Source organism: Burkholderia plantarii (assembly GCF_001411805.1).
Lineage (GTDB): Bacteria > Pseudomonadota > Gammaproteobacteria > Burkholderiales > Burkholderiaceae > Burkholderia > Burkholderia plantarii.
Genome location: NZ_CP007212.1, coordinates 260,734 through 285,289, shown reverse-complemented (window position 1 = coordinate 285,289; position 24,556 = coordinate 260,734). Strand labels below are relative to the sequence as shown.

General features: G+C 68.0%; 21 protein-coding genes. 15 read left to right on the top strand and 6 right to left on the bottom strand.

Annotated elements, in window-relative coordinates:
* Positions 1-111 precede the first annotated feature (111 nt).
* The 7 genes from paaA (at position 112) to bpln_RS01140 (ending at position 5,611) form a co-directional block, all read left to right on the top strand.
* Positions 112-1,113: a 1,2-phenylacetyl-CoA epoxidase subunit PaaA gene (gene paaA / locus bpln_RS01170; protein WP_055139419.1), complete on the top strand. Its 1,002-nt coding sequence runs from the start codon at positions 112-114 to the stop codon at positions 1,111-1,113.
* A 38-nt stretch (positions 1,114-1,151) separates the two neighbouring features.
* Positions 1,152-1,436 (top strand): 1,2-phenylacetyl-CoA epoxidase subunit PaaB, encoded by a 285-nt coding sequence (gene paaB, locus bpln_RS01165; protein WP_055137912.1) that lies wholly within the window; start codon positions 1,152-1,154, stop codon positions 1,434-1,436.
* Between the two features lie 7 nt (positions 1,437-1,443).
* Positions 1,444-2,250, top strand: coding sequence for a 1,2-phenylacetyl-CoA epoxidase subunit PaaC (paaC, locus tag bpln_RS01160; protein ID WP_055137911.1), 807 nt, complete (start codon positions 1,444-1,446; stop codon positions 2,248-2,250).
* 38 nt (positions 2,251-2,288) lie between these two features.
* Positions 2,289-2,876 (top strand): 1,2-phenylacetyl-CoA epoxidase subunit PaaD, encoded by a 588-nt coding sequence (gene paaD, locus bpln_RS01155; protein ID WP_055137910.1) that lies wholly within the window; start codon positions 2,289-2,291, stop codon positions 2,874-2,876.
* A 1-nt stretch (position 2,877) separates the two neighbouring features.
* Complete coding sequence (paaE, locus tag bpln_RS01150; RefSeq protein WP_055137909.1) at positions 2,878-3,966, top strand: 1,2-phenylacetyl-CoA epoxidase subunit PaaE; 1,089 nt, start codon at positions 2,878-2,880, stop codon at positions 3,964-3,966.
* A gap of 127 nt (positions 3,967-4,093) precedes the next feature.
* Positions 4,094-4,915, top strand: coding sequence for a DUF1835 domain-containing protein (locus bpln_RS01145; RefSeq protein ID WP_042623614.1), 822 nt, complete (start codon positions 4,094-4,096; stop codon positions 4,913-4,915).
* A gap of 69 nt (positions 4,916-4,984) precedes the next feature.
* On the top strand, positions 4,985-5,611 hold the full coding sequence (locus tag bpln_RS01140) for a TetR/AcrR family transcriptional regulator (RefSeq protein ID WP_055137908.1): 627 nt from the start codon (positions 4,985-4,987) through the stop codon (positions 5,609-5,611).
* Positions 5,612-5,627: 16 nt separating this feature from the next.
* On the opposite strand, the gene bpln_RS01135 is transcribed toward bpln_RS01140, so the two are convergent.
* Positions 5,628-6,593: an IS110 family RNA-guided transposase gene (locus bpln_RS01135; protein ID WP_042624403.1), complete on the bottom strand. Its 966-nt coding sequence runs from the start codon at positions 6,591-6,593 to the stop codon at positions 5,628-5,630.
* Positions 6,594-7,034: 441 nt separating this feature from the next.
* Here bpln_RS01135 and bpln_RS01130 point away from each other — a divergent pair, with 441 nt between their 5' ends.
* Positions 7,035-7,682, top strand: a complete 648-nt coding sequence (locus bpln_RS01130; protein WP_042623612.1) for a GNAT family N-acetyltransferase — start codon at positions 7,035-7,037, stop codon at positions 7,680-7,682.
* Positions 7,683-7,775: 93 nt separating this feature from the next.
* Here bpln_RS01130 and bpln_RS01125 read toward each other — a convergent pair whose 3' ends face one another.
* Positions 7,776-8,285, bottom strand: coding sequence for an Lrp/AsnC family transcriptional regulator (locus bpln_RS01125; protein ID WP_042623611.1), 510 nt, complete (start codon positions 8,283-8,285; stop codon positions 7,776-7,778).
* A 170-nt stretch (positions 8,286-8,455) separates the two neighbouring features.
* On the opposite strand from bpln_RS01125, the gene hppD reads away from it, so the two are divergent.
* Positions 8,456-9,553, top strand: a complete 1,098-nt coding sequence (gene hppD, locus bpln_RS01120; RefSeq protein ID WP_042623610.1) for a 4-hydroxyphenylpyruvate dioxygenase — start codon at positions 8,456-8,458, stop codon at positions 9,551-9,553.
* Between the two features lie 151 nt (positions 9,554-9,704).
* Here hppD and bpln_RS01115 read toward each other — a convergent pair whose 3' ends face one another.
* Complete coding sequence (locus tag bpln_RS01115) at positions 9,705-9,896, bottom strand: hypothetical protein (RefSeq protein ID WP_042623609.1); 192 nt, start codon at positions 9,894-9,896, stop codon at positions 9,705-9,707.
* 311 nt (positions 9,897-10,207) lie between these two features.
* On the opposite strand from bpln_RS01115, the gene bpln_RS01110 reads away from it, so the two are divergent.
* Entirely contained in the window at positions 10,208-13,795 is a 3,588-nt protein-coding gene (locus bpln_RS01110) for an indolepyruvate ferredoxin oxidoreductase family protein (RefSeq protein WP_055137907.1), read from the top strand.
* 118 nt (positions 13,796-13,913) lie between these two features.
* On the opposite strand, the gene bpln_RS01105 is transcribed toward bpln_RS01110, so the two are convergent.
* Positions 13,914-16,190, bottom strand: a complete 2,277-nt coding sequence (locus tag bpln_RS01105) for an NADP-dependent malic enzyme (RefSeq protein ID WP_042623607.1) — start codon at positions 16,188-16,190, stop codon at positions 13,914-13,916.
* 494 nt (positions 16,191-16,684) lie between these two features.
* Between bpln_RS01105 and bpln_RS01100 the strand changes: the two genes are divergently transcribed.
* From bpln_RS01100 to bpln_RS01075, 5 genes are all read left to right on the top strand, one after another.
* A complete protein-coding gene (locus tag bpln_RS01100; protein ID WP_012734328.1) occupies positions 16,685-17,371 on the top strand; it encodes an orotate phosphoribosyltransferase in 687 nt (228 codons plus the stop codon).
* 305 nt (positions 17,372-17,676) lie between these two features.
* A complete protein-coding gene (locus bpln_RS01095; RefSeq protein ID WP_042623606.1) occupies positions 17,677-18,273 on the top strand; it encodes a YbhB/YbcL family Raf kinase inhibitor-like protein in 597 nt (198 codons plus the stop codon).
* Between the two features lie 211 nt (positions 18,274-18,484).
* Complete coding sequence (gene argC / locus bpln_RS01090) at positions 18,485-19,432, top strand: N-acetyl-gamma-glutamyl-phosphate reductase (protein WP_055137906.1); 948 nt, start codon at positions 18,485-18,487, stop codon at positions 19,430-19,432.
* Between the two features lie 1,026 nt (positions 19,433-20,458).
* Positions 20,459-21,715 (top strand): DUF2957 domain-containing protein, encoded by a 1,257-nt coding sequence (locus bpln_RS01080; protein WP_042623604.1) that lies wholly within the window; start codon positions 20,459-20,461, stop codon positions 21,713-21,715.
* A gap of 16 nt (positions 21,716-21,731) precedes the next feature.
* Positions 21,732-22,568, top strand: coding sequence for an OmpW/AlkL family protein (locus bpln_RS01075; protein WP_055139418.1), 837 nt, complete (start codon positions 21,732-21,734; stop codon positions 22,566-22,568).
* Positions 22,569-22,864: 296 nt separating this feature from the next.
* On the opposite strand, the gene bpln_RS01070 is transcribed toward bpln_RS01075, so the two are convergent.
* Together bpln_RS01070 and bpln_RS01065 are read right to left on the bottom strand one after the other, a co-directional pair.
* Positions 22,865-23,500 carry a LysE family translocator gene (locus tag bpln_RS01070; protein ID WP_042626360.1) on the bottom strand — a complete coding sequence of 212 codons (636 nt, stop codon included), beginning with the start codon at positions 23,498-23,500 and terminating at the stop codon, positions 22,865-22,867.
* Positions 23,501-23,659: 159 nt separating this feature from the next.
* Positions 23,660-24,529, bottom strand: a complete 870-nt coding sequence (locus bpln_RS01065; protein WP_055137904.1) for an NAD(P)-dependent oxidoreductase — start codon at positions 24,527-24,529, stop codon at positions 23,660-23,662.
* Positions 24,530-24,556 lie beyond the last annotated feature (27 nt).

Sequence of the window (24,556 nt, the reverse complement as noted above, 5' to 3'; positions counted from 1 at the left end):
GGCCCTCGCTCCCCACCATCCAGCCGATTTTCCCTTTCTCGAAAAATTAATTAACCGACCGGACGGTTGATTTATACTTTGATCCACCTCATCCCGCACGAGACGTTTGCCATGTACACGCAATCCCTCGACCTACCCGGCCAAGCCGCCCCCGCCGGCGAACCGGTCAGCGCCGCGCCCGAACAGGCGCGCTTCGACGCAGTCATCTCCGCCGACGGCAAGATCGAGCCGCAGGACTGGATGCCCGACGCCTATCGCAAGACGCTGGTCCGCCAGATCTCGCAGCACGCCCATTCCGAGATCGTCGGCATGCTGCCGGAGGGCAACTGGATCACGCGCGCGCCGAGCCTGAAGCGCAAGGCGATCCTGCTCGCCAAGGTACAGGATGAGGCCGGCCACGGGCTCTATCTGTATAGCGCGGCCGAGACGCTCGGCGTGTCGCGCGACGCGCTCGTCAACGCGCTGCACGCCGGCAAGGCCAAGTATTCGAGCATCTTCAACTACCCGACACCGGACTGGGCCGACGTCGGCGTGATCGGCTGGCTCGTCGACGGCGCCGCGATCATGAACCAGATCCCCCTCTGCCGCTGCACCTACGGCCCCTATGCGCGCGCGATGATCCGCATCTGCAAGGAGGAATCGTTCCACCAGCGCCAGGGCTTCGACGCACTGCTCGCGATGATGGCCGGCACGCCGGCGCAGCGCGAGATGGTGCAGCAGGCCGTGAACCGCTGGTGGTGGCCGGTGCTGATGATGTTCGGCCCGAGCGATGCCAATTCGGTCCACAGCAACCAGTCGGCGAAATGGGGGATCAAGCGGATCTCGAACGACGACCTACGCCAGAAATTCGTCGACGCGGCGGTCGAGCAGGCGAAGGTGCTCGGCGTGACGTTCCCCGACCCGGACCTGAAGTGGAACGAGGCGCGCGGCCACCACGACTACGGCACGATCGACTGGGACGAATTCTGGCGCGTCGTCAACGGTGACGGCCCCTGCAACCGCGAGCGGCTCGCCACGCGCGTCAAGGCCCACGACGACGGCGCCTGGGTCCGCGAGGCCGCGCTCGCCCATGCCGACAAGCGCGCGGGCCGCGCCGAACGGCAAGCCGCCTGACGCCCGCCCCCCTTCGAATTCGATTCAGGAGAAACGCAATGAAACAGGAATGGCCGATCTGGGAAGTGTTCGTGCGCAGCAAGCAGGGGCTCGACCACAAGCACTGCGGCAGTCTGCACGCCGTCGATGCGTCGATGGCGCTGCGCATGGCCCGCGACGTCTACACGCGCCGCCAGGAAGGCGTGAGCATCTGGGTGGTGCCGTCGGCCGCGATCACGGCGTCCGATCCGAACGAGAAGGCGGAGCTGTTCGAACCGGCCGGCGACAAGATCTACCGCCATCCGACGTTCTACACGCTGCCCGACGAAGTCAACCACATGTGAGCCCGCGATGACGACGACCCCGGCCTCCCATCTGTCCTACGTGCTGCGCCTCGCCGACACCGCGTTGATCCTCGGTCAGCGCAACGCCGAGTGGTGCGGGCACGGCCCGATCCTCGAAGAGGACATCGCGCTGACCAACATGAGCCTGGACCTGATCGGCCAGGCCCGGCTGCTCTACGCGCATGCGGCCGACCTCGAACACGCGCTGCGCGGCGCGACCCGGACCGAGGACGACTACGCGTACTTCCGCACCGAGCGCGAGTTCACGAACCTGACGCTGGTCGAGCTGCCGCACTACGGACCGCTGAGCGGCACCGCACATGCGAGCAACGACTACGCCGTCACGATCGTGCGCAACTTCCTCTACGCGACGCTGATGCTGCACCTGTGGACGGCGCTCGAAACCTCGGCCGATCCGCAACTGGCCGCGATCGCCGCGAAGTCGATCAAGGAAACGCGCTACCACGAGCATCACGCGCGCGAATGGCTGATCCGCTTTGGCGATGGCACCGACGAATCGCACCGCCGGGCGCAGGCCGCGCTCGACTACCTGATGCCCTACACGCGCGAGTGCTTCGTGGCCGACGCGGTCGAGCGCGAGGTCGCGGCGGCCGGCATCGCGCCGGCGGCCGACACGCTCGAGGCGGCCTGGCGCGCCGACGTCGATGCCGCGCTCGCCGAGGCGACGCTGGTCGCGCCGGCGCCGGTCGCCTACGTGACGACCGGCCGGCACGGCGAGCATTCCGAGCACATGGGCTTCCTGCTCGCGCAGATGCAGAGCCTCGCGCGCCAGCATCCGGGCGCGAGCTGGTGACCCCCCCGGCGCCTGCACTCATCAGGAGAGAAATCACGATGTCCGCGCTGCCCGCTTCCGTCGATGCCGCCGCCTTGACCGATGCCGAACTCGCGCGCGTGCGCGCCGCGCTCGACACGGTGCCGGACCCGGAGATCCCGGTCGTCTCGATCGGCGAGCTCGGCATCCTGCGCGAGATCCGGCGCGCGGCCGACGCGACGATCGAGGTCGTGATCACGCCGACCTACTCCGGTTGTCCGGCGATGTCGCAGATCGCCGAGGACATCGGCGCCGCGCTCGACCGCGCCGGCGTGCCGCCCTGCCGGATCGTCACGGTGCTGTCGCCGGCCTGGACCACCGACTGGATCACCGAGGCCGCGCGCGAGAAGCTGCGCGCCTACGGCATCGCGCCGCCCGTCGGTACCTGCGGGAGCGGCAACGCGGCGGCTTCCGGCGACGCGAGCGGGGCCCGGCCCGCCGCCGTGAAAGTGATCCGCTTCGCGCCGAAGCCGGCCGCCGCCCCGGCCTGCCCGCGCTGCGGTTCGCGCCACACCGAGCGGCTCGCGCAGTTCGCGTCGACCGCCTGCAAGGCGCTGTACCGCTGCCTCGACTGCCGCGAACCCTTCGACTACTTCAAGCCCTACTGACATGGCGACTCCGCAATTTCACCCGCTGCGCATCCGCGACGTGCGACCCGAGACCGCCGACGCGGTGACGGTCTCGTTCGAGGTCCCCGCCGAGCTGCGCGAACAGTTCCGCTTCACGCAGGGCCAGTTCGTCACGCTCAAGACGCAGATCGACGGCGAGGAAACCCGCCGCTCGTATTCGATCTGCGTCGGCACCACCGATTACGACCGCGACGGCGAGCTGCGGATCGGCATCAAGCGCGTGCGCGGCGGGCGCTTCTCGAACTTCGCGTTCGACACGCTGAAGGCCGGCCACACGATCGACGTGATGACGCCGGACGGCCGCTTCTTCACGCACCTGAACGCCGAGCACGGCAAGCACTACGTGGCGTTCTCGGGCGGCTCGGGTATCACGCCGGTGCTCGCGATCGCACGCACCACGCTCGAACTCGAGCCGCGCAGCACGTTCACGCTGATCTACGGCAACCGCAGCGTCGATTCGATCATGTTTGCCGAGCAGCTCGAAGACCTGAAGAACCGTTTCATGCAGCGCTTCGTGCTCTACCACGTATTGTCCGACGAGCTCCAGGACGTCGAGCTGTTCAACGGCGTGCTCGACCAGCCGAAATGCGCGGCGTTCCTGAACACGCTGGTGCCGGCCGCCTCGATCGACGAGGCGTTCATCTGCGGCCCGGCGCCGATGATGGACGCGGCCGAGGCGGCGCTCGGCGCGGCCGGCGTGGCGCGCGGGCGGATCCACGTCGAGCGTTTCGGCACGCCGCTGCCGCAGGCCGGCGCGCCGGCCGTGGAGATCACCGAAGCGACGCCGGCCGCCGCGCTCGAGATCGTGCTCGACGGCAAGACGCGCAAGCTGCGCCTGCCCTACGAGGGCGTGAGCCTGCTCGACGTCGGCCTGCGCGCCGGCCTTGCGCTGCCATATGCCTGCAAGGGCGGCGTCTGCTGCACCTGCCGCGCGAAGGTGGTGGAAGGCGAGGTGCGGATGGACAAGAATTACACGCTGGAGGAACAGGAAGTGCGCGACGGATTCGTGCTGACCTGCCAGTGCCATCCGGTCAGCGAGCGCGTGGTGGTGAGCTTCGACGAGCGCTGAGATACCGCGCGACGCACCGGTCGCGAGATATCTCGCGACCGGACATCTCGCTTACACTAGGGGCCGCTTTTCGAGCCGGGTCCGCGAATCCGGCCGAAAGCGGCCCTTTTTCGTTGATCTCTCGCTGATGAGCACTCTTCATGTCACCGTCGGCGGTTCCGCCGCCGAATCGCTGCGCGCCGCGCTGGCCGCCGCCGGCCGCGACGATACCGTGGTCGAACTCCTCGACGATCTGGCCGTCGGCCCGCTGCGCGGCATCGACGACGCGCCCGAGCTGCGCGCCGCGTTCTGGGAACGGATCTTCGCCGACACGCCGTCCGACTGGGACGCGCGGCTCGCCGGCGAGCTCGACAAGCTCTCCCGGCTCGCGGCCGGCTCCGGCCAGGTGGTGATCTGGCATGCGCAGAGCGCGGCCGACCAGTTGATGCTGCGCCGCATCGCCTATCATCTGCGCCACGCGCCGCAGCGGCTCAACGAAGTCCGGCTGTCGGCCGCCGATCTCGGCCCGCGCGAGCATCCGCCCGGCCGCGAGGCCGCCGTTTCGGTCGGCATGTTCGGCCCCGGACAGCTCGGCGCGAAGCTGCCCGAGGCGGCGCCGATCTCGGTGCTGCGCATCAGCCGGCTCGCGCTCGAATGGCAGGAAGCCAAGCAAGTCAACGCCGAGCTGCGCTACTGGATCGACAACACGTTCAAGAGCGGGCACTACACCGACATCGACGCGCTCGCGCTCGATCAGGCAGGCGAAGCCTGGACGCCGGCCGCGCGCGTGGTCGGCGCGGTCATCGGGCTCGCCAATCGCGGCCACCTCGGCATCAGCGACAGCATCGCGTTCTGGCGCTGCCGCGAGCTGGCCGCCGCGGGCCGGCTCGAACTGCGCGGCGGCGAGTCCGGCCCCGACAATCTGCGCACGGCCTCGCTGCGCGCGGCGCCGGCCGCCGCGCTGCCCTGACCGCTCGCGCCCCCGTTCCCTTCGTCCACTGCGGCCGCCCCGCCGCCCCGATCCGACTCCACCGACGCCATGGCCCGCACCCGAGCGCCCGACCACGAATCCCAGCGCGAGCAGATCCTCGATCTCGCCGCCGGGAAATTCGCGCACACCAGCTACCCGAGCACCTCGATGACCGATCTCGCTGCCGCGAGCGGCACCTCGAAGGCGCGTCTCTACCACTACTACGAAAGCAAGGAAGCGATCCTGTTCGACCTGCTCGACCGCTACACAAAGCGGCTGATGCTGATCATCGCGGAGGTCGAGGGGACCAGCCAGCGGCGCGGGCTGGGCGAGCGCGAGGCGTTCGCGGAGCTGATTCGCGCGTTCCTCGCCGAATACGAAACCTCGCACAGCCGGCACGTCGCGCTGCTCAACGACGTGAAATACCTGGAGAACACCCAGCGGCAGGTGATCCTCGACCGGCAGCGCGACATCGTCGCCGCGTTCACGCGCCAGATCGAGCGCGCCTACCCGGGGCGCGTGTCGCGCGAGAACCAGACCGCCGTCACGATGATGGTATTCGGCATGATCAACTGGACCTTCACCTGGCTGAAGCCGGGCGGCCGTCTCGGCTATCGCGACTTCGCCGAGCAGGTGATCGCACTGATCGAGCGCGGGCTCGGCGGCGAGGGCGCGGAGCCGTCGCGCAAGGCCTGAGTAACCGTGTCTCGAGTCAAGCGAGATGAAGCGAATCGTCCCAGGGGGTGTTGGATTTGACCATGGCATTGAGCATGGTCAGGAGCTTGCGCATGCAGGCAACCAGCGCGACCTTGGGCAGTTTGCCGGCTGCTTTGAGACGTTGATGGAAGGCCTTGATAGCCGGGTTGTGGCGGGTTGCAGTGAGCGTCGCCATGTACAGCACGCGGCGAATTTCAAAGCGCCCGCCCTGCACACGTCGTCGTCCTTGGCGCGAGCCCGAATCGCAAGCGACAGGGGCAACGCCCACGAGTGCCGCAATCTGGCGACGATTGAGCTTGCCCAGTTCCGGCAGTTGAGCAATCAGGCAGGCACTGGATACCGGGCCGATGCCGCGAGTCGATTGCAGCAATCGGTCGAGTTCAGCAAAGTGTTCGCGAACGTGGCCGACCATTTGAGCATCGATGTCGTCGAGCTGGGCCTGAATGGCGGCGATGATGGCCTGCAAACTGGGATGCAAACGCTCGGGCGTGATTTGCAGCCGCTGCCGCTCGGATAAGAGCATGGTGATCAACTGGCGCCTGCGCGTCAGCAGAGCAGCAAGCCACTGCTGGCGCTCGTCGGAGACGGGGCGCAGCAAGCGGGACAGATCTTCACGACGCACCAGCACCGAGGCCATTTCGGCGAGCATGCGGGCGTCGATGGAATCGGTCTTGGCGAGCTTGCCCATGGCACGCGCGAAGTCACGAGCCTGGCGGGGATTGACGACGGCCACCGGCAAGCCAGCACCTTGCAGAGCGCAGGCCAATTCGGCTTCATAGCCACCGGTCGCTTCCATGACGACCAGATCGATGCCCAATGGCTGTAATGCCGTGGCCAGCGCCGTATGGCCGTCGGCGTCATTGTTGAAGCGTTGAGCGTCCAGACGGGCGCCCAGCAAGGCGACATCGACGTGGGCTTTGGCCACATCGATGCCAACCGTGACGAAGGAAGGAGCAGACATGATCTTCGGATCCCATGCTTGTACATGCGCACTCGGCGGTGCCGGGGCGCGTAACCGTTCGGGTTTCGGGAAGACCAGCACGGCGACCGTGCGCTCTTTACTCAGTCACGGGCTCGAACGCCCAAGCGGCGGACAAACTGCACGGTCTTGTCTGGCTACCGTCAGACTTTACCGTACTGGTCTGGTTTAAACATACAAGCGGCACGACCCGGGGTGGCGTCCACGGCGCGGCTCCCACGCCGATCGTTGCGGCGGCGTCACAGGTCAAATTTCATCGGATGAAATAGTGATTGCTTTGAAATCAACAGCTTCGGAGATCGTTTCGCTTAACTAGAACTATCGCTCGATATTTCTACGGGTTTTCCCTTATGAGACCGGTACCGTTCGGTTAGAATGCTGCTGCATTGCACAACCGGCTGTTTGGTCCTTGAGGAACCCACGATGAACGCGCACCCTCTCCGCCCTGCCGCCCCGATCGGCAACGTCGGGCAGGCACCGGTTCTCGTCAGGGAACTGGCATCCACGGATCGTGAGTCGATGCTCACGCACTTTCTCGCGCTCGACGACGACGATCGCCTGCTTCGCTTCGGCCAGTCCGTGCCGGATCACGTGCTCGAGAACTACGTCCGCACCATCGATTTTGGCCGCGACACCGTGTTCGGCGTGTTCGACCACGCCCTCGAGCTGGTCGGCGTCGGCCATCTGGCCTACCTGCCCGACGACGGCGACAAGCGCACGGCCGAGTTCGGCGTGTCGGTCCTCGAATCGGCGCGCGGCCAGGGCGTCGGCTCGAAGCTGTTCGAGCGCGCGTCGATCCGCAGCCGCAACACGCAGGTCTCGACGCTCTACATGCATTGCCTGTCGCGCAACGCGACGATGATGCATATCGCGAAGAAGTCGGGCATGCGGATCGAATACGCCTGCGGCGAGGCCGACGCCTACCTGTCGCTGCCGCCCGCCGATCAGTCGACGATCATCGCCGAGATGCTGCAGGAGCAGGCGGCCGTGTTCGACTACGCGATGAAGCGCCAGGCGCGCCGCGCGACCCAGATTTTCGAATCGCTGCTGCCGGCCGGCATCGCCGCCTGATTCCGGCGCCGCGCCGCCGCGACCGCCAGCGACAACGGGCGGCCCGCTTCGTCGGGCCGCCCGTTTTTCATTTCCGTGCCGCCGACGGCCGGCTCAGCGGATCGGCAGCGCCGTGGTCTCCTTGAAGCTCTCGAGCGCGAAGCTCGTGCGCACGTCCACCACCGACGGATGGTGCAGCAGCTGGTCCTGCACGAAGCGCGAGAAATGCGCCATGTCCTCCACCTGCACGCGCAGCAGGTAATCCATGTCGCCCGTCATCGCGTGGCAGGCCACCACCTCGGGCCAGGCCTGCACGGCCACGCGAAACCGGTCGGCGTGCGTGGTGCCGGCCCGCGCGCCGCCGTCGGCCGGCGCCGCCGCGCCACCACGCTTCTCGAGCCGCACGCTGATGTAGGCGAGCAGGTCGAGCCCGAGTTGCTTCGGATCCAGCAGCGCGACATAGCCGGTGATCACGCCCATCTCCTCCAGGCGCCGGATGCGCCGCAGGCACGGGCTCGGCGACAGGTTCACGCGCTCGGCGATCTCCTGGTTCGACAGGCGTCCGTTCTCCTGCAGGATCGCCAGGATGCGGCGATCGATGGTGTCGAGTTCGACACGCGCCATTTTCCACCCCAATTTCGTGATTTGTTTGGACAAAACTTGCGCAATCGTAGCGATGCGCGATTAATTTCGCAAGTAATTGCCGGTGCCGCGCGCCTACACTGTTTCGCACGCGGCGGCCCCACTGCCGCCCCCATGATCGGCGACGCGAGCCAATACCGGAGACGAGCACCATGCAGATTCCCACCTGGGACAACCCCGTCGGCACCGACGGCTTCGAATTCATCGAATACACGGCGCCCGATCCGAAGGCGCTCGGCCAGCTGTTCGAGCGGATGGGCTTCACCGCGATCGCGCGGCACCGGCACAAGGACGTCACGCTGTACCGCCAGGGCGAGATCAACTTCATCGTCAACGCCGAGCCGGACTCGTTCGCGCAGCGCTTCGCGCGGCTGCACGGCCCGTCGATCTGCGCGATCGCGTTCCGCGTGCGCGACGCGGCGCAGGCCTACCGCCGCGCGCTCGAACTGGGCGCCTGGGGCTTCGACAACAAGACCGGCCCGATGGAGCTGAACATCCCGGCGATCAAGGGCATCGGCGATTCGCTGATCTATTTCGTCGACCGCTGGCGCGGCAAGCACGGCGCGGCGCCGGGCACCATCGGCGACATCGGCATCTACGACGTCGATTTCGAGCCGATCCCGGGCGCGGACCCGGCGCCCGTCGGCCACGGCCTCACCTACATCGATCACCTCACGCACAACGTGCATCGCGGCCGGATGGGCGAATGGGCCGAATTCTACGAGCGGCTGTTCAACTTCCGCGAAGTGCGCTACTTCGACATCGAGGGCAAGGTGACGGGCGTGAAGTCGAAGGCGATGACCTCGCCGTGCGGCAAGATCCGGATCCCGATCAACGAGGAAGGTTCGGATACGCCGGGCCAGATCCAGGAATACCTCGACGCGTATCGCGGCGAAGGCATCCAGCACATCGCGCTCGGCACCGGGGACATCTACGGCACGGTGGACGGCCTGCGCGGCCAGGCCGTCACGCTGCTCGACACGATCGACACCTATTACGAACTCGTCAACCGCCGCATTCCGAACCACGGCGAACCGCTCGACGAGCTGCGCCGCCGCAAGATCCTGATCGACGGCGCGCACGACGACCTGCTGCTGCAGATCTTCACCGAGAACCAGATCGGCCCGATCTTCTTCGAGATCATTCAGCGCAAGGGCAACCAGGGCTTCGGCGAGGGCAACTTCAAGGCGCTGTTCGAATCGATCGAGCTGGACCAGATCCGCCGCGGCGTGGTGCAGGACAAGGCCTGACATCGAAACACCGGGCGCCCGACCACGGCGCCACACAGAAGAAAAGGGCGGAAATCCCGCGATTTCCGCCCTTTTTGCATTCATCGACCGGGCCGGAGCCGACCGCGCGATGCATCAGTCGCGTGGCGGCACGAAGCCGGCGGCCGGGACCTCAGCGCTTCGGCGCGCCCGCTACCTGGGTGGTGGCCGTCACGCCGGCCGGCGCGATCGCGTCGCCGGTGATCTGCTGCATCTGGGTACCCGCCGTGGCCAACGCGCTCGCGCCTTGCGAACGCACCGGCCCCGTCATCGCGAAGAACGCGGCGGACACCATCAGGAAATTCTGGATATTTCTCGTACTCATTGCACCTCCGTTGTCATCGCCGGCTGCTTCTCTCTCAGCAGGGCCGTCTGGGGCCCGACCATTGCCGGCAGCGCAACAGACTAAACAAGAAGTGTGACAGCAGCCCGCGGCCTTACATGCTTTTACATGATGTAACGCAGAAAATCGTCAGCCATTCGGAAGAATTGCTAACAGAATTCGCAACAAAACGACGGGTTTCCACCAGTGCTACCATCGATGAAAACCCGCCAATATGGCGCCCGGCAAACGCGGCCACAAGACGCCGATGCCGAGAGTTTTGGTGATCCCAAACGGTTGGAGGAGACGCAGTCATGAACGCCCCACTTGATGCCGGCCAGCGCGCGACGCTGGAAGCCGCCCTGCAGTCGGTCACGCTCGACGACAAATACACGCTCGAGCGCGGCCGCGCCTACATGAGCGGCGTGCAGGCGCTGGTCAGGCTGCCGATGCTGCAGCAGGCGCGCGACCGCGCCGCCGGCCTCAATACCGCCGGCTTCATCTCCGGCTACCGCGGCTCACCGCTCGGCGGCCTCGACCAGTCGCTCTGGAAGGCGCAGAAACATCTCGCCGCCAACCGCATCGTGTTCCAGGCGGGCCTCAACGAGGATCTCGCCGCCACCGCCGTGTGGGGCTCGCAGCAGGTCAACCTCTATCCCGGCGCGAAGTTCGACGGCGTGTTCGGCATGTGGTACGGCAAGGGCCCCGGTGTCGATCGCTCGGCCGACGTGCTCAAGCACGCCAATTCGGCCGGCAGCTCGCCGCACGGCGGCGTGCTGGTGCTGGTCGGCGACGACCACGCCGCGAAATCGTCGACGCTCGCGCACCAGTCCGAGCATCTGCTCAAGGCCTGCGGGCTGCCGGTGCTGTTCCCCGCCAACGTCCAGGAATATCTCGATTTTGGCCTGCACGGCTGGGCGATGAGCCGCTACTCGGGGCTCTGGGTCTCGCTGAAATGCGTGACCGACGTGGTCGAATCGTCGGCCTCGGTCGATCTCGACCCGCAGCGCGCGAACATCATGCTGCCGTCGGATTTCATGATGCCCGAGGGCGGCCTCAACATCCGCTGGCCCGATCCGCCGCTCGTGCAGGAAGCGCGGATGATCGACTACAAATGGTACGCGGCGCTCGCCTACGTGCGCGCCAACCGGCTTGACCGCATCGAGATCGATTCCCCGCAGGCGCGCTTCGGCATCATGACCGCGGGCAAGGCCTACCTCGACGTGCGCCAGGCGCTGACCGATCTCGGCCTCGACGACGCGACCTGCGCGCGGATCGGCATCCGCCTCTACAAGGTCGGCTGCGTCTGGCCGCTGGAGGCGCAGGGCGCGCAGCAGTTCGCACGCGGCCTCGACGAGATCCTCGTGATCGAGGAAAAGCGCCAGATCCTCGAATACGCGATCAAGGAAGAGCTCTACAACTGGCCGGACGGCCAGCGCCCGCGCATCTTCGGCAAGTTCGATGAAAAGGACGGCGCGGGCGGCGAATGGTCGGTGCCGATGGGCAACTGGCTGCTGCCCGCGCACTACGAGCTGTCGCCGGCGATCATCGCGAAGGCGATCGCCACCCGGCTCGACAAGTTCGAGCTGCCGTCCGACGTGCGCGCGCGCATCGCCGCGCGCATCGCGGTGATCACCGCCAAGGAGGCCGCGCTCGCGCGGCCGCACGTCACCGCCGAGCGCAAGCCGTGGTTCTGCTCGGGCTGCCCGCACAACACCTCGACCAACGTGCCGGACGGCTCGCGCGCGATCGCCGGGATCGGCTGCCACTACATGACGATCTGGATGGACCGCAATACCAGCAGCTTCAGCCAGATGGGCGGCGAAGGCGTGCCGTGGATCGGCCAGGCGCCGTTCACCGACGAGAAGCACGTGTTCGCGAACCTCGGCGACGGCACCTATTTCCACTCCGGGCTGCTCGCGATCCGCGCGGCGATCGCGTCGAAGGCGAACATCACCTACAAGATCCTCTACAACGACGCGGTGGCGATGACGGGCGGCCAGCCCGTGGACGGCACGCTGACCGTGCCGCAGATCACGCACCAGATGGCGGCCGAGGGCGCGGCGAAAATCGTGATCGTCACCGACGAACCGCAGAAGTACGAAGGCCAGCACGCGCGGCTCGCGCCGGACGTGGCGATCCACCATCGCGACCGGCTCGACGCGGTGCAGCGCGAGTTGCGCGAGATCGCCGGCACCACGGTGCTGATCTACGACCAGACCTGCGCGACCGAGAAGCGCCGCCGCCGCAAGCGCGGCACGTTCCCCGATCCGGCGCGCCGCGTGGTGATCAACGAGGCGGTCTGCGAAGGCTGCGGCGATTGCTCGGTGCAGTCGAACTGCCTGTCGGTCGAGCCGCTCGACACCGAATTCGGCACCAAGCGGCAGATCAACCAGTCGAGCTGCAACAAGGACTTCTCGTGCGTGAAGGGCTTCTGCCCGAGCTTCGTGACCGTCGAAGGCGCGCAGCTGAGGAAGCCGAAGGCCGTGACGATGGACGCCGCCTCGCTGCCGGCGCTGCCCGAACCGGCGCTGCCCGCGATCGCGCGCACCTACGGCGTGCTGGTGACGGGCGTGGGCGGCACCGGCGTGGTGACGATCGGCGCGCTGATCGGCATGGCCGCGCACCTGGAGAACAAGGGCGTGACGGTGCTCGACGTCACCGGCCTCGCGCAGAAGGGCGGCGCCGTGATGAGCCACGTGCAGATCGCGCACGCGCCCGCGGACATCCACGCGACGCGCATCGCGATGGGCGAGGCCGACCTCGTGATCGGCGGCGACGCGCTGGTGACCGCCAGCGACGAATGCACCTCGCGCATGCGGCTCGGCGAAACGCGCGTGGTCGTCAACAGCGCGAAGACGCCGACCGCCGATTTCATCAAGCATCCGCAGTGGTCGTTCCCGGGCACCAGCGCCGAGCGCGACATCCGCGCCTCGGCCGGCGAGACGGTCGATCTCGTCGATGCGAACCATTTCGCCGTCGCGCTGCTCGGCGACGCGATCTATGCGAACCCGTTCGTGCTCGGCTACGCGTGGCAGCGCGGCTGGCTGCCGCTCACGCACGCCTCGCTGGCGCGCGCGATCGAACTGAACGGCGTGCAGGTGGAGAAGAACCGCACGGCCTTCGAATGGGGCCGCCGCGCCGCGCACGATCCGGCCGGCGTGCGGCAGGCCGCGTCGGGACAGGCGGGCACGGCGGCCGCCGACGGCGCGACGGTGATCTCGCTGCACACGAAGAAGGCGGTGGACACGCTGATCGCGACGCGCGTCGCGCAACTGGGTGCGTACCAGAACGCCGCCTACGCGGCGCGCTACACGAGCGTCGTCGAACGCGTGCGCGAGGCCGAGCGCCGGCTCGACGGCGATCACGCGCAGGAGCCGCTGACCGAGGCGGTCGCGCGCAACCTGTACAAGCTGATGGCCTACAAGGACGAGTACGAGGTCGCGCGCCTGCAGTCCGATCCGGCCTTCCTCGCGAAGCTGGCCGCGCAGTTCGACGGCGAACTGACGCTGCGCTACCACCTCGCGCCGCCGATCTTCGCGAAGCACGACGAGCACGGCCGGCTGGTGAAGAAGGCCTACGGGCCGTGGATGCTGAACGCGTTCCGGCTGCTCGCGAAGCTCAAGGGCCTGCGCGGCACCGCGTTCGATCCGTTCGGCCGCACCGAGGAACGGCGCACCGAGCGCGCGCTGATCGGCGAATACGTGGCGCTGGTCGACACCCTCGTCGCGCGGCTGACGCCGCAGCGGCTGCCGCTCGCGCTCGAACTCGCGAACCTGCCGGACGGCATTCGCGGCTACGGGCACGTGAAGGAGAACAACCTGCGCGCGGTCCGCAGCAAGTGGGAGGGGCTGCTCGCGCGCTGGAACGGCCCCGAGGCCGAGACGCGGCACGTGGCGTAGGGCGCGCCGCGCCCGCCGGCCGGCCGGGCGCCGTTCCGGGCGGTCGAAAAAAAACGCCACGGCCCGCGAGGACCGTGGCGTTGGTGCTTCCGGCGGGGCCGTCCCGCCCCGCGCGGGCTCAGCGTGCCGCGCTGTTGACGTTCGCGGCGGCCACCGCCGTCATGTTGACGATCCGGCGCACCGTCGCGGCCGGCGTCAGGATATGCACGGGCTTGGCCGCGCCGAGCAGGAACGGCCCGACCGTCACGCCTTCGCCACCCACCATCTTCAGCAGGTTGTAGGCGATGTTGGCGGCCTCGACGTTCGGCATGATCAGCAGGTTCGCCTCGCCCGACAGCGTCGAGCCCGGGAACGCGGCCTTGCGCACCACTTCCGAGAGCGCCGCGTCGCCATGCATTTCGCCGTCCACCTCGAGCTGCGGCGCACGCTCGGCGATCAGCCGGCGGGCCTCGGCCATGCGGCGCGACGACGACGACGGCGCGCTGCCGAAGTTCGAGTTCGACAGCAGCGCGGCCTTCGGCGTGATGCCGAAGCGCTCGATCTCGGCGGCGGCCTGGATCGTCATGTCGGCAAGCTGTTCGGCGCTCGGCAGTTCGTTGACGTAGGTGTCGCAGATGAACAGGTTGCGGCCCGGCAGCATCAGCAGGTTCATCGCGGCGAGATGCTCGGCGCCCGGTGCGTGGCCGAGCACCTGCTCGACGTACTTCAGATGGCTGTGGAACGTGTCGATCATCCCGCAGATCATGCCGTCGGCCTCGCCGAGATGGACCAGGATCGCGCCGATCAGCGTGTTGGCCTTGCGCAGCGCGGCCTTCGCCACTTCCGGGGTGATCCCGTCGCGCGCGCCGAGCGCGTGATAGGCCTGCCAGCACTTCTGGTAGCGCGGATCGTCCTCGGGATCGACGATCTCGAAATCGGTGCCGGCGCGCAGCTTCGAGCCGATCTTCTTCAGGCGCATCTCGACCACGGCCGGGCGGCCGACGATGATCGGCCTCGCGATCTTCTCCTGCAGCACGAACTGCGCCGCGCGCAGCACGCGCTCGTCCTCGCCCTCGGCAAACACGATGCGCGCCTGCCTGGCCTTCGCGCTGGCGAAGACGGGACGCATCACCATGCCGGTGCGGTAGACGGTCGCGCCCAGTTCGTCGCGGTAGGCGTCCATGTCGGCGATCGGGCGCGTGGCCACGCCCGAATCCATCGCCGCCTGCGCCACGGCCGGTGCGATCTTGATGATCAGGCGCGGATCGAACGGCTTCGGGATCAGGTAGTCGGGGCCGAATTCGAGCGAATGCCCTTCATAGGCCTTCGCGACCTCTTCGCTCTGATCGGTTTCCTGCGCGAGCTCCGCGATCGCGCGCACGCAGGCGAGCTTCATCGCCTCGGTGATGGTGGTGGCGCCCACGTCCAGCGCGCCGCGGAAGATGAACGGGAAGCAGAGCACGTTGTTGACCTGATTCGGATAGTCCGACCGGCCGGTCGCGACGATCGCGTCGGGGCGCACGGCCCTGGCCGCCTCCGGGCGGATTTCCGGCTCCGGGTTGGCCAGCGCGAGAATCAGCGGCTGCGTGCCCATGGTCTGCACCATCTCCGGCTTCAGCACGCCGGCGCTCGAGCAGCCGAGGAACACGTCGGCGCCCTGGATCGCGTCGGCCAGCGTGCGTGCCTCGGTATTGGCGGCATAGCGCTGCTTCGACGGATCGAGCTGACCGCGGCCCTCGTAGATCACGCCCTTCGAATCGGTGACGAGAACGTTCGCCTTCGTCAGGCCGAGGTTGACGAGCAGGTCCAGGCAGGCGATCGCCGCGGCGCCCGCGCCCGAACACACCAGCTTCACCTCGGCGAGCGACTTGCCGACCACCTTCAGACCGTTCAGGATCGCGGCCGAGGCGATGATCGCCGTGCCGTGCTGGTCGTCGTGGAACACCGGGATCTTCATGCGCTCGCGCAGCTTCTGCTCGATGTAGAAACACTCGGGCGCCTTGATGTCCTCGAGGTTGATGCCGCCGAGCGTGGGCTCGAGCATCGCGATCGCCTCGACCAGCTTGTCCGGATCGGACTCGGCCAGCTCGATGTCGAACACGTCGATGCCGGCGAATTTCTTGAAGAGACAGCCCTTGCCCTCCATCACCGGCTTGGCCGCGAGCGGGCCGATGTTGCCGAGCCCGAGCACCGCCGTGCCGTTCGTCACGACGCCGACCAGGTTGCCGCGCGAGGTGTATTTCTGCGCGTCGAGCGGTTCGTCGAAGATCGCCATGCAGGCGGCGGCCACGCCCGGCGAATACGCGAGCGAGAGGTCGAGCTGGTTCGACAGCGGCTTGGTCGGCGTGACCGAGATCTTGCCGGGCTTCGGATTCTGGTGATACGCGAGCGCGCTCTGCTTCAGTTGTTCGTCCATGATTGATCTGATCTGCGAGAAAGGCGAGGTGGGCGGCCCGGCATTCGGCAACCGGCAGGCGCCGGAACGAGGCAATCGAGGGGGTGGTCGATGGGGGCGGGCGTCGCGCCGGATCGGTGCGCTGCCGGACCTGTCTGCGGGATAAGCAAGGAGGCCAAACTACCGGGCGAATTCTTTGCGTACGCAGTGTACACCTGCCCCGGCACGCGCGTTGCTGCACTGCCGGATACCCGATATTGCCGCGACAGCGTGCCGCGCACGCCGCCCGGCGAGGGTCGCCCGCCGCGCCGCCGGCGGCCCACGACGCGCCGTGCGCGGCCGGCCCGACGGCGACGGCCGGCCGGGTTCCGATTCGGGTAAAATGTCGGCCCACGCGCGCAGCGATGTTCCTCCGCCGCCGGCCCACCCGCCGGCCCGCCCTTGCGGCGGGAATTCCGTCGCCGCGCCACGGTGCCCCGCGCCCGGCCTCTGAGCTCATCACCCAAGGAATGCCCATGACAGGCTTCGATCGTCAAACGATCTCCGACACCACCGCCAAAATCCTGCTCGAAGTGCAGGCGGTCCACTTCAACGCCGAAAAGCCGTTCATCTTCACGTCCGGCTGGGCGAGCCCCGTCTACATCGACTGCCGCAAGCTGATCTCGTATCCGCGCGTGCGCCGCGGCCTGATGGAGATGGCGGAAGCGACGATCCTGCGCGACGTCGGTTTCGAGCAGATCGACGCGGTGGCGGGCGGTGAAACCGCCGGTATTCCGTTCGCGGCGTGGATCGCCGACCGGATGATGCTGCCGATGCAGTACGTGCGGAAAAAGCCGAAGGGCTTCGGCCGCAACGCGCAGATCGAGGGCCATCTCGAGGAAGGTTCGCGCGTGCTGCTGGTGGAAGACCTGACCACCGACAGCCGCAGCAAGGTGAACTTCATCAACGCGCTGCGCACGGCCGGCGCCACGGTGAACCACTGCTTCGTGCTGTTCCACTACAACATCTTCAAGGAAAGCGTCTCGGTCCTGAAGGACATCGACGTCGACCTGCACGCGCTGGCCACCTGGTGGGACGTGCTGCGCGTCGCCAAGGCCTCGGGCTACTTCGAGACGAAGACGCTCGACGAGGTCGAGAAATTCCTGCACGCGCCGGCCGAATGGTCGGCCGCGCACGGCGGCGCGACCTCGCCGAAGGAGTAAGCGGCCCGGCGCCCTCGATGGCGCGCCAGCCGACGAGGCCCGTCATCGACGGGCTTTTTTTCGCGTGCGCCTTGGCGCGGGGGGCGCGGGACCTGCTGGCGACGGCGGCATAGCGGGTCGCCCACGCCGCTTGCCGAGGACGATGTCGCGCCGGCCCGTTTTCCCGCCCCCGGCCCGATCCGCCGCACACCGCCGCCGGCCTCGGCGGGCGGCGCCGATGCTAGACTGCCCCATCACTAACACAGGGTCGCAACACGAATTCGGCCGCGGGCCGCGTGGCCCGACGTGACGGGAGGGTCGCGAAAATGCGTGAGAGCCGGCAGACGAAGCGAACCAGCCGCAGGCGCGGCGTGAACGCGTGGCGCCTGCTCGCCGTGCTGGCCGCGGCGTTCGCCAGCCTGGCGCGGCCCGGTGCGCAGACGCCGTTCTCGCTGACGAGCCCCGAGCTGCGCGACGGCGGCCGCGTGAGCGCCGCGCAGCGCTACGGGCAGGGCGCCTGCCACGGCGAGAACCGCTCGCCGGCGCTGGCCTGGCAGAACCCGCCGCGCGGCACGCGCTCCTACGCGATCACGATGTTCGACCTCGACGCGCCGGGCCGCGGCTGGTGGCACTGGGCCGTAGCCGACATTCCGGCCTCGGCCACCGGCCTGCCCGCGAACGCGAGCGGCTCCGGCTTCCTCGGCCGGCTCGGCGCGGTCGAGGCGCGCAACGACTTCGGCGGCGACGGCTACGGCGGCCCCTGCCCGCCTCCCGGCAAGCCGCACCGCTACGTGATCACCGTCTACGCGCTCGACACCGAGCGCCTGCGCGCGGCTCAGGGCCGGCCGCCCCAGTTGTTCGACCACGAAATCAGCGTCTCCGCGCTCGCCTACGCGCGCCTGACCGTCACCGACGAACGCTAGGCGCGCGGCCAGGCGCGCCGGTTCGAGCCTCGATGCGCCCGCGGATGCGCGGCCGGTCAATATTTCGTCACGCGCGCCATGCACGATGAAGGCCGCCCGCCATCGAGGCCGGCCGGCTTTTTTCGGCGGCCCCGGTTACGGTGCCGTCCACCAGGTCTTAAAATGACGGCTTTCCGGCGTTCGCGCCGGCCGCCCCATCCGCGAGAGCAAGATGACCACGAAAGTTTTTGTCGACGGCCAGGAAGGCACGACCGGCCTGAAGATCTTCGAATACCTGTCCGCCCGCGGCGACATCGAAATCCTGCGCATCGACGACGCGAAGCGCAAGGACGTCGAGGAACGCCGCCGCCTCATCAACGCGTCCGACGTCACGTTCCTGTGCCTGCCCGACGTCGCCTCGCGCGAATCGGCCTCGCTCGTCGACAACGACCGCACCACGCTGATCGACGCGAGCACGGCGTTCCGCACCAGCGTCGACTGGGCCTACGGCCTGCCCGAGCTGACCCGCGCGCAGCGCGAGCGGATCCGCGGCGCGAAGCGGATCGCGGTGCCGGGCTGCCACGCCTCGGCGTTCGTGCTGGCGATGCGCCCGCTCGTCGACGCCGGCATCGTCGCCACCGAGTTCGCGGCGCACAGCTATTCGATCACCGGCTACAGCGGCGGCGGCAAGAAGATGATCGCCGACTACGAAGCGGGCGGCAACGCGCGCCTCGCCAGCCCGCGCCCTTATGCGCTCGGTCTCGCGCACAAGCATCTGCCGGAGATGGCCGCGCACACGGGCCTCGCGAACGCGCCGATCTTCACGCCGATCGTCGGACCGTTCTACAAGGGCCTGGCCGTTACCACCTACTTCACGCCGGGCCAGCTCGCCAGGCACGTGACGCCGCAGGACGTGCAGCAGGCGTTCGCCGAGTATTACGAGGGCGAGGCGTTCGTCCGGGTCGCGCCATTCGACGCGGCCGCGAATCTCGACGACGGCTTCTTCGACGTGCAGGCCAACAACGACACCAATCGCGTCGACCTGTTCGTGTTCGGCAACGAGGAGCGCTTCGTCACCGTTGCGCGTCTCGACAACCTCGGCAAGGGTGCCTCGGGCGCCGCGATCCAGTGCATGAACCTCAACATCGGCGCGGCCGAGAATGCCGGCCTGAATCGCTGATCCCGTTCGTTTCCGCTGCATCGAAAACCGGCCCGCGCGGCCGGTTTTTTGTTATCCGCGATTTTCTCCGGTCCCGCCGAAAATCACCGCCGTTTGCCCACCATTCGCCACGCGGCATTCACGTAAATTCACAATCCTTCGATTCGCCAGCAAATCCGGCGTAATTCAATCATTTCCCCAATCGTGAATATCCCGAATAGGGATACACCTGAGTTGCGGCGCCCGAGCCTTGCCCCGCAAGCATCGGCGCGTCACGGCTCGGCACCCGGCGGCACGCCGGCAACGGGTTTGGAGGGTAATTTCAAACACCGATTTCGTTTCAATTCCCCGCTCCCGGCCCGTCCTCGCGGGGTTTTATCGAACGCATCCCGTTTAAATCATGTTTTTTAGACGGTTCCATCAATTGACAGCCGATTGGCGCGCGGCGAAATTACATCGCACAATTACACCGGAGACGGAGGCATGTCATACGCCTTGTGGGAGGGGCTGGCCGTGGCCAGCGCGCCGAGCCCCTTGCTGGCCGCTGCAGGAGCGGGGATCGACGCATCCCCGGCTGCCGCCGGCGCCGCGCCGCGCCCGTGGCCGGCACGCCCGGTCTCGGACCGCCCCGACGCATGTCGAGCACGCCATACCCACGGCGTCGACCATCGCCCGCTCTCTCAACGCACTTACCAGGATTTGCACCGGTCCACGGCCAATGTTCAGGCATCCGAAACGATGCCCGCCATGGTCAACCGGAGCGCGCGCGCGCCGCAGCCGTCGCGGGCCGACCGATCGACCGGGCCGGGACACGCCGGCGGCGCCACGGCGCGTCACAACGCACTCGCCGCGCCCGCGCGCGAGGCGGTACGCAAGATCAACGGGGGCGTGGAGCCGGCGGCAACGCCGGAGTCGGGGGCGTCGCCGGGGCCGCACGCCGGCCCCGGCGCAGCAACCGGCTAGCCGGACGGCAGCACGCGAGGGTTACCAAAGAAGCGGTCGACAGGGAGCCGGCCGCCACCAACAAGACAATCCTGGAGGAGCGAAATGAAGCGGAATCTCTTGATGGTCACGGCGGCAGTCGCCGTGCCGTTGTTGTCGGCTTGCGGGGGCGCCGACGACCAACCGACCACGGCGCTGGCCGCCACCGAGCCGGGGCTGTGCCCGTCGTCGCTCGACTACAGCACGGTCTACACCGGCGGCGGCGGCGACGGCGAGCTGGTGAAACTGCAGCTCGACACGCAGAAGCTGACCTGGCAAATCTCCTATATCGAATCGCCGATCCCGGCCACGACGGGCACCGTCACGCCGACGCGCGCCGGCACCACCGTGAGCGGCACGCTCACCCACGAGACCGGCCTGCCTACCGCGAAGCTGAACAACTGCGCTTACCAGCTCAACGGCGCGAGCCTCGACCCGGCGCGCCCGGCGCGCGTGTTCGTCGGCTTCGGCGTGGCGGGCGGCACCATTCCCGGCGCGCGGATCCAGTTCGCCGGCGTGATCGGCGTGGGCGCCGTGCCCGACACGACGTTCCCGTACTACCCGTTCATCGGCTTCTCGTCGATCGAGACCAACATCGCGAACGTGGCCGGCACCTACAGCCAGGTCGGCTACGCGCAGGTGCCGTCGCAGAACTTCATGCCGACCACCATCGACGGCAAGGTCACGATCAACGCCGACGGCAGCTGGCAGCGCTGCGACACCACCGGCATCAACGCCGGCACCTGCCAGCAGCTCGGCTCGAACTTCGTGCCGTCGCCGGACGGCAGCGGCGCGTTCGTGACCAACAACTACCAGGGCCAGGTGAAGCCGACGCTGACGGCCTCGGGCGCGCAGGCGAAGGGCTATCTCATCGTCGGCAAGCTGCGCAACCAGCTGGTGCCGATCATGATCCGCACCGGCGTGGCGAACCCGAATCCGCTGCCCGACGCGAACGGCGTGCCGGGCCTCGTCGCCGACGACGAGTCGGGCATCTCGCTCATGGCGCCGCAGACCACCATCGCGCTCGGCTCGCAGAACGGCGAGTACATCGGCGTCGACAGCCAGTTCGACTATCGCACCACCGCGCTCGTCAATGCCCAGGCCACCCAGCTCGATCCGTTCAACGCCTCGCAGGCCTCGCTCGCGACCGCGCTGAACCTCGACTACACGCAGGCCACGCCGGGCACGGTCACCACGGTTCATGCGGGCTCGACCAGCACCACGCCGACCGGCAAGTTCATCTTCACGGGTGGCGTGTTCGGTTTCCTCGACAACAACAACGCGACGTCGCCGTATTTCACGGTCGGCGCATTCGTCCAATAAGCGTAGAGGATTGCCCGTGAACAAGACCCTTCTTCGCGCCGCACTTGCGCTCGCCGCCGGCCTCGCGGCGGGCGCGGCCCACGCGCAGAGCGCCGGCAGCAACGTGATCGGCCTCGGCTGGTTTCACATCGCGCCGGTCCAGAGCAGCACGTCGCTGACCACCAACGTGGCGCCGACGCCGATCAACACGCCACTGAGCCTGCCGCCCTCGTTCAATTCGCCTGGCACCGGGCTCAGCACCAACAACTCGGACACGCTCGGCCTGACGATCAGCCACTTCTTCACCGACCACGTCGCGGTGACCTCGGTGGCCGGCGTGCCGCCGGTATTCCAGGTGTCCGGCAGCGGCACGATCGTGCCGCCCGGGCCGGCCGGCGCGCTCGGCACGCAGAACATCGAGCTCGGCGCGGTCAACCCGATCGTGAAGAGCGTGCGCCAGTGGAGCCCGGCCGTGATCCTGCAGTACTACTTCGCGAACGCCAACGCGAAGCTGCGGCCGTTCGTCGGCGTCGGCGTGTCGTACAACTGGTTCAGCGACCTGCAGCTCAGCAACAACTTCATCAAGCAGACGCAGGACAACCTCGGCTCGATCCTCGCGGCGGGCGCCGGCAAGCCCGGCACCACGCAGGTGTCGGCGAAGGCGTCGTCGTCGTGGCAGCCCGTGTTCAACGCGGGCCTGACCTACTCGATCAGCGAGCACTGGGGATTGATCGCATCGGTGACCTACATCCCGCTGAAGACCACCTCGACCGTGACGATCAAGGCGGCCGACGGCTCGACGCTCGCCGAGACGAAGGGCGACCTGAAGGCGAACCCGATCATCAGCTACCTCGCGCTGTCGTACAAGTTCTGACGCGGGGCGGCCGGGAGATCGTCCGACGAAAGCGATGGACGAAAAAAAGCCCGCCTGAAAAGGCGGGCTGAATCCATATCAGAGGAGACATGGAGGAGACAGTTCCAACTATACCCGAGCCGATGACGCAACGCAACATTTCCATACAGAAAATAAGGATTTTCCCTTGCGGGTTGTTGCGGAGTCGGCACGGTATCGATGGGGCACGATCGACCTCCGACAGTCACCCATGAAAAAACCCCGCTGCGCGACGCGTGCAGCGGGGTTGTCTTTTGACGCCGGCGCCGGCGCCCGGCTCAGTGGCGCACCAGCGCCATCGCCGCGCCGAAGCCGACGAACACGCCGCCCGTCAGGCGATTGAAGATCCGCACCACGCGCGCGCTCTTGAGCGTCGCGCCGATCCGCGTGCCGAACCCGCAGTAGACGAGATACCAGCTCACCTCGCAGATCGCCAGCGTCACGACCAGCGACGCGAACTGCGGCAGCTTCGGCGCGGCCGGATCGATGAACTGCGGCGTGAGCGCCGCCGCGAACAGCAGCGCCTTCGGGTTGCTGCCCGATACCAGGAAGCCGTTGCGGAACAGCGCGCCGGGCGTCGCGAACGCGGCCGGCGCCGCGGCGGCCGCGTCGACGGCCCGCGCATCGTCCACGCGCGCGCGCCACGCCTTGACGCCGAGGTAGATCAGATAAGCGGCGCCGGCCAGCCGCAACGCGTCGAACATGCGCGGCCACGCTTCGAGGAACACGCCGAGCCCGGCCGCCGACACCAGGAACATCAGCACCAGCGCGAGCAGCGCGCCGGCCATGGTGGCCGCCGACCGGCGCATCCCGTAGCGCGCGCCGTGCGACATCACCAGCAACATGTTCGGCCCCGGCATCGCCGACACCACGAACATCGTCGCCAGGAACAGACCCCACGTATGCAAACTCATCGATACCTCGTCATGCAAGAAAAACACGGCCGGCGGCACCTCGGGCCGCCGGCCGGCGGATCACGATGATACGGGCCGCCCCGCCGGCGAACCCGACGAGGCGCGTGCCCGACGCACCGGTCGTGGCGGCGCGCGAACGGCGCCGCGCCCCGCCCGCGCTCAGCGTCCCGCGCGGCGCGCGGCCACCTCGCCCAGCACCGCGAAGTCGCGCTCGCCGTCGCCGTGCGCGATCGCGTCGATCAGGTTGTCGCGCAGCACGCTGCCAACCGGCATCGGCACCGACACCGCGTCGGCCGCCTCGAGCGCGAGCCGCACGTCCTTCAGCCCGAGCCGCGCCTTGAACATGGCCGGCTCGTAGCGGCGCTCGGCGATCATGGTGCCGTAGCCTTGGTAGACCGGCCCCGGCAGGATGCTGTTGGTGATCACGTCGATGTAGTCGCTGACGGCCACGCCGTGCCCGACCAGCATCGCGGCGGCCTCGCCCATCGTCTCGATCGCCGAGGCGATCGAGAAATTTGCCGCGAGCTTCACCGCGTTCGCGTGCTGCGGCAGCGAGCCGAGCCGCCAGGTCTTCTTGCCGATCACGTCGAAGGCCGGCTGCACGCGGTCGATCGCCTCGGCCGGACCGGCCGCGACGATCGTCAGCTGCCCCAGCGCGGCCACGTTCGGGCGCCCGAGCACCGGCGCCGCCACGTAGTGCAGGCCGCGTTCGGCATGCGCGTGCGCCAGCCGCTCGGCCAGCGCGACCGAAATGGTCGCCATGTTCACGTGGATCAGCCCGCGCGGCGCCTGCTCCAGCAGCCCCGCGTCGAACACGCCGCGCACGGCCGCGTCGTCGGCCAGCATCGACAGCACCAGGTCGCCGGCGAAGGCGTCCTCGATCGTGGCCGCCAATTGCGCGCCCTGCGCGACGAGCGGCGCGGCCTTCTCAGGCGAGCGGTTCCAGACCCGCACGCGGTGGCCCGCCCTCAACAGGTTCGCGGCAATCGCGCTGCCCATTTCGCCGAGCCCGACAAATCCGATATCCATCCCTTCGCTCCTCGTTTCCTCAAGCGG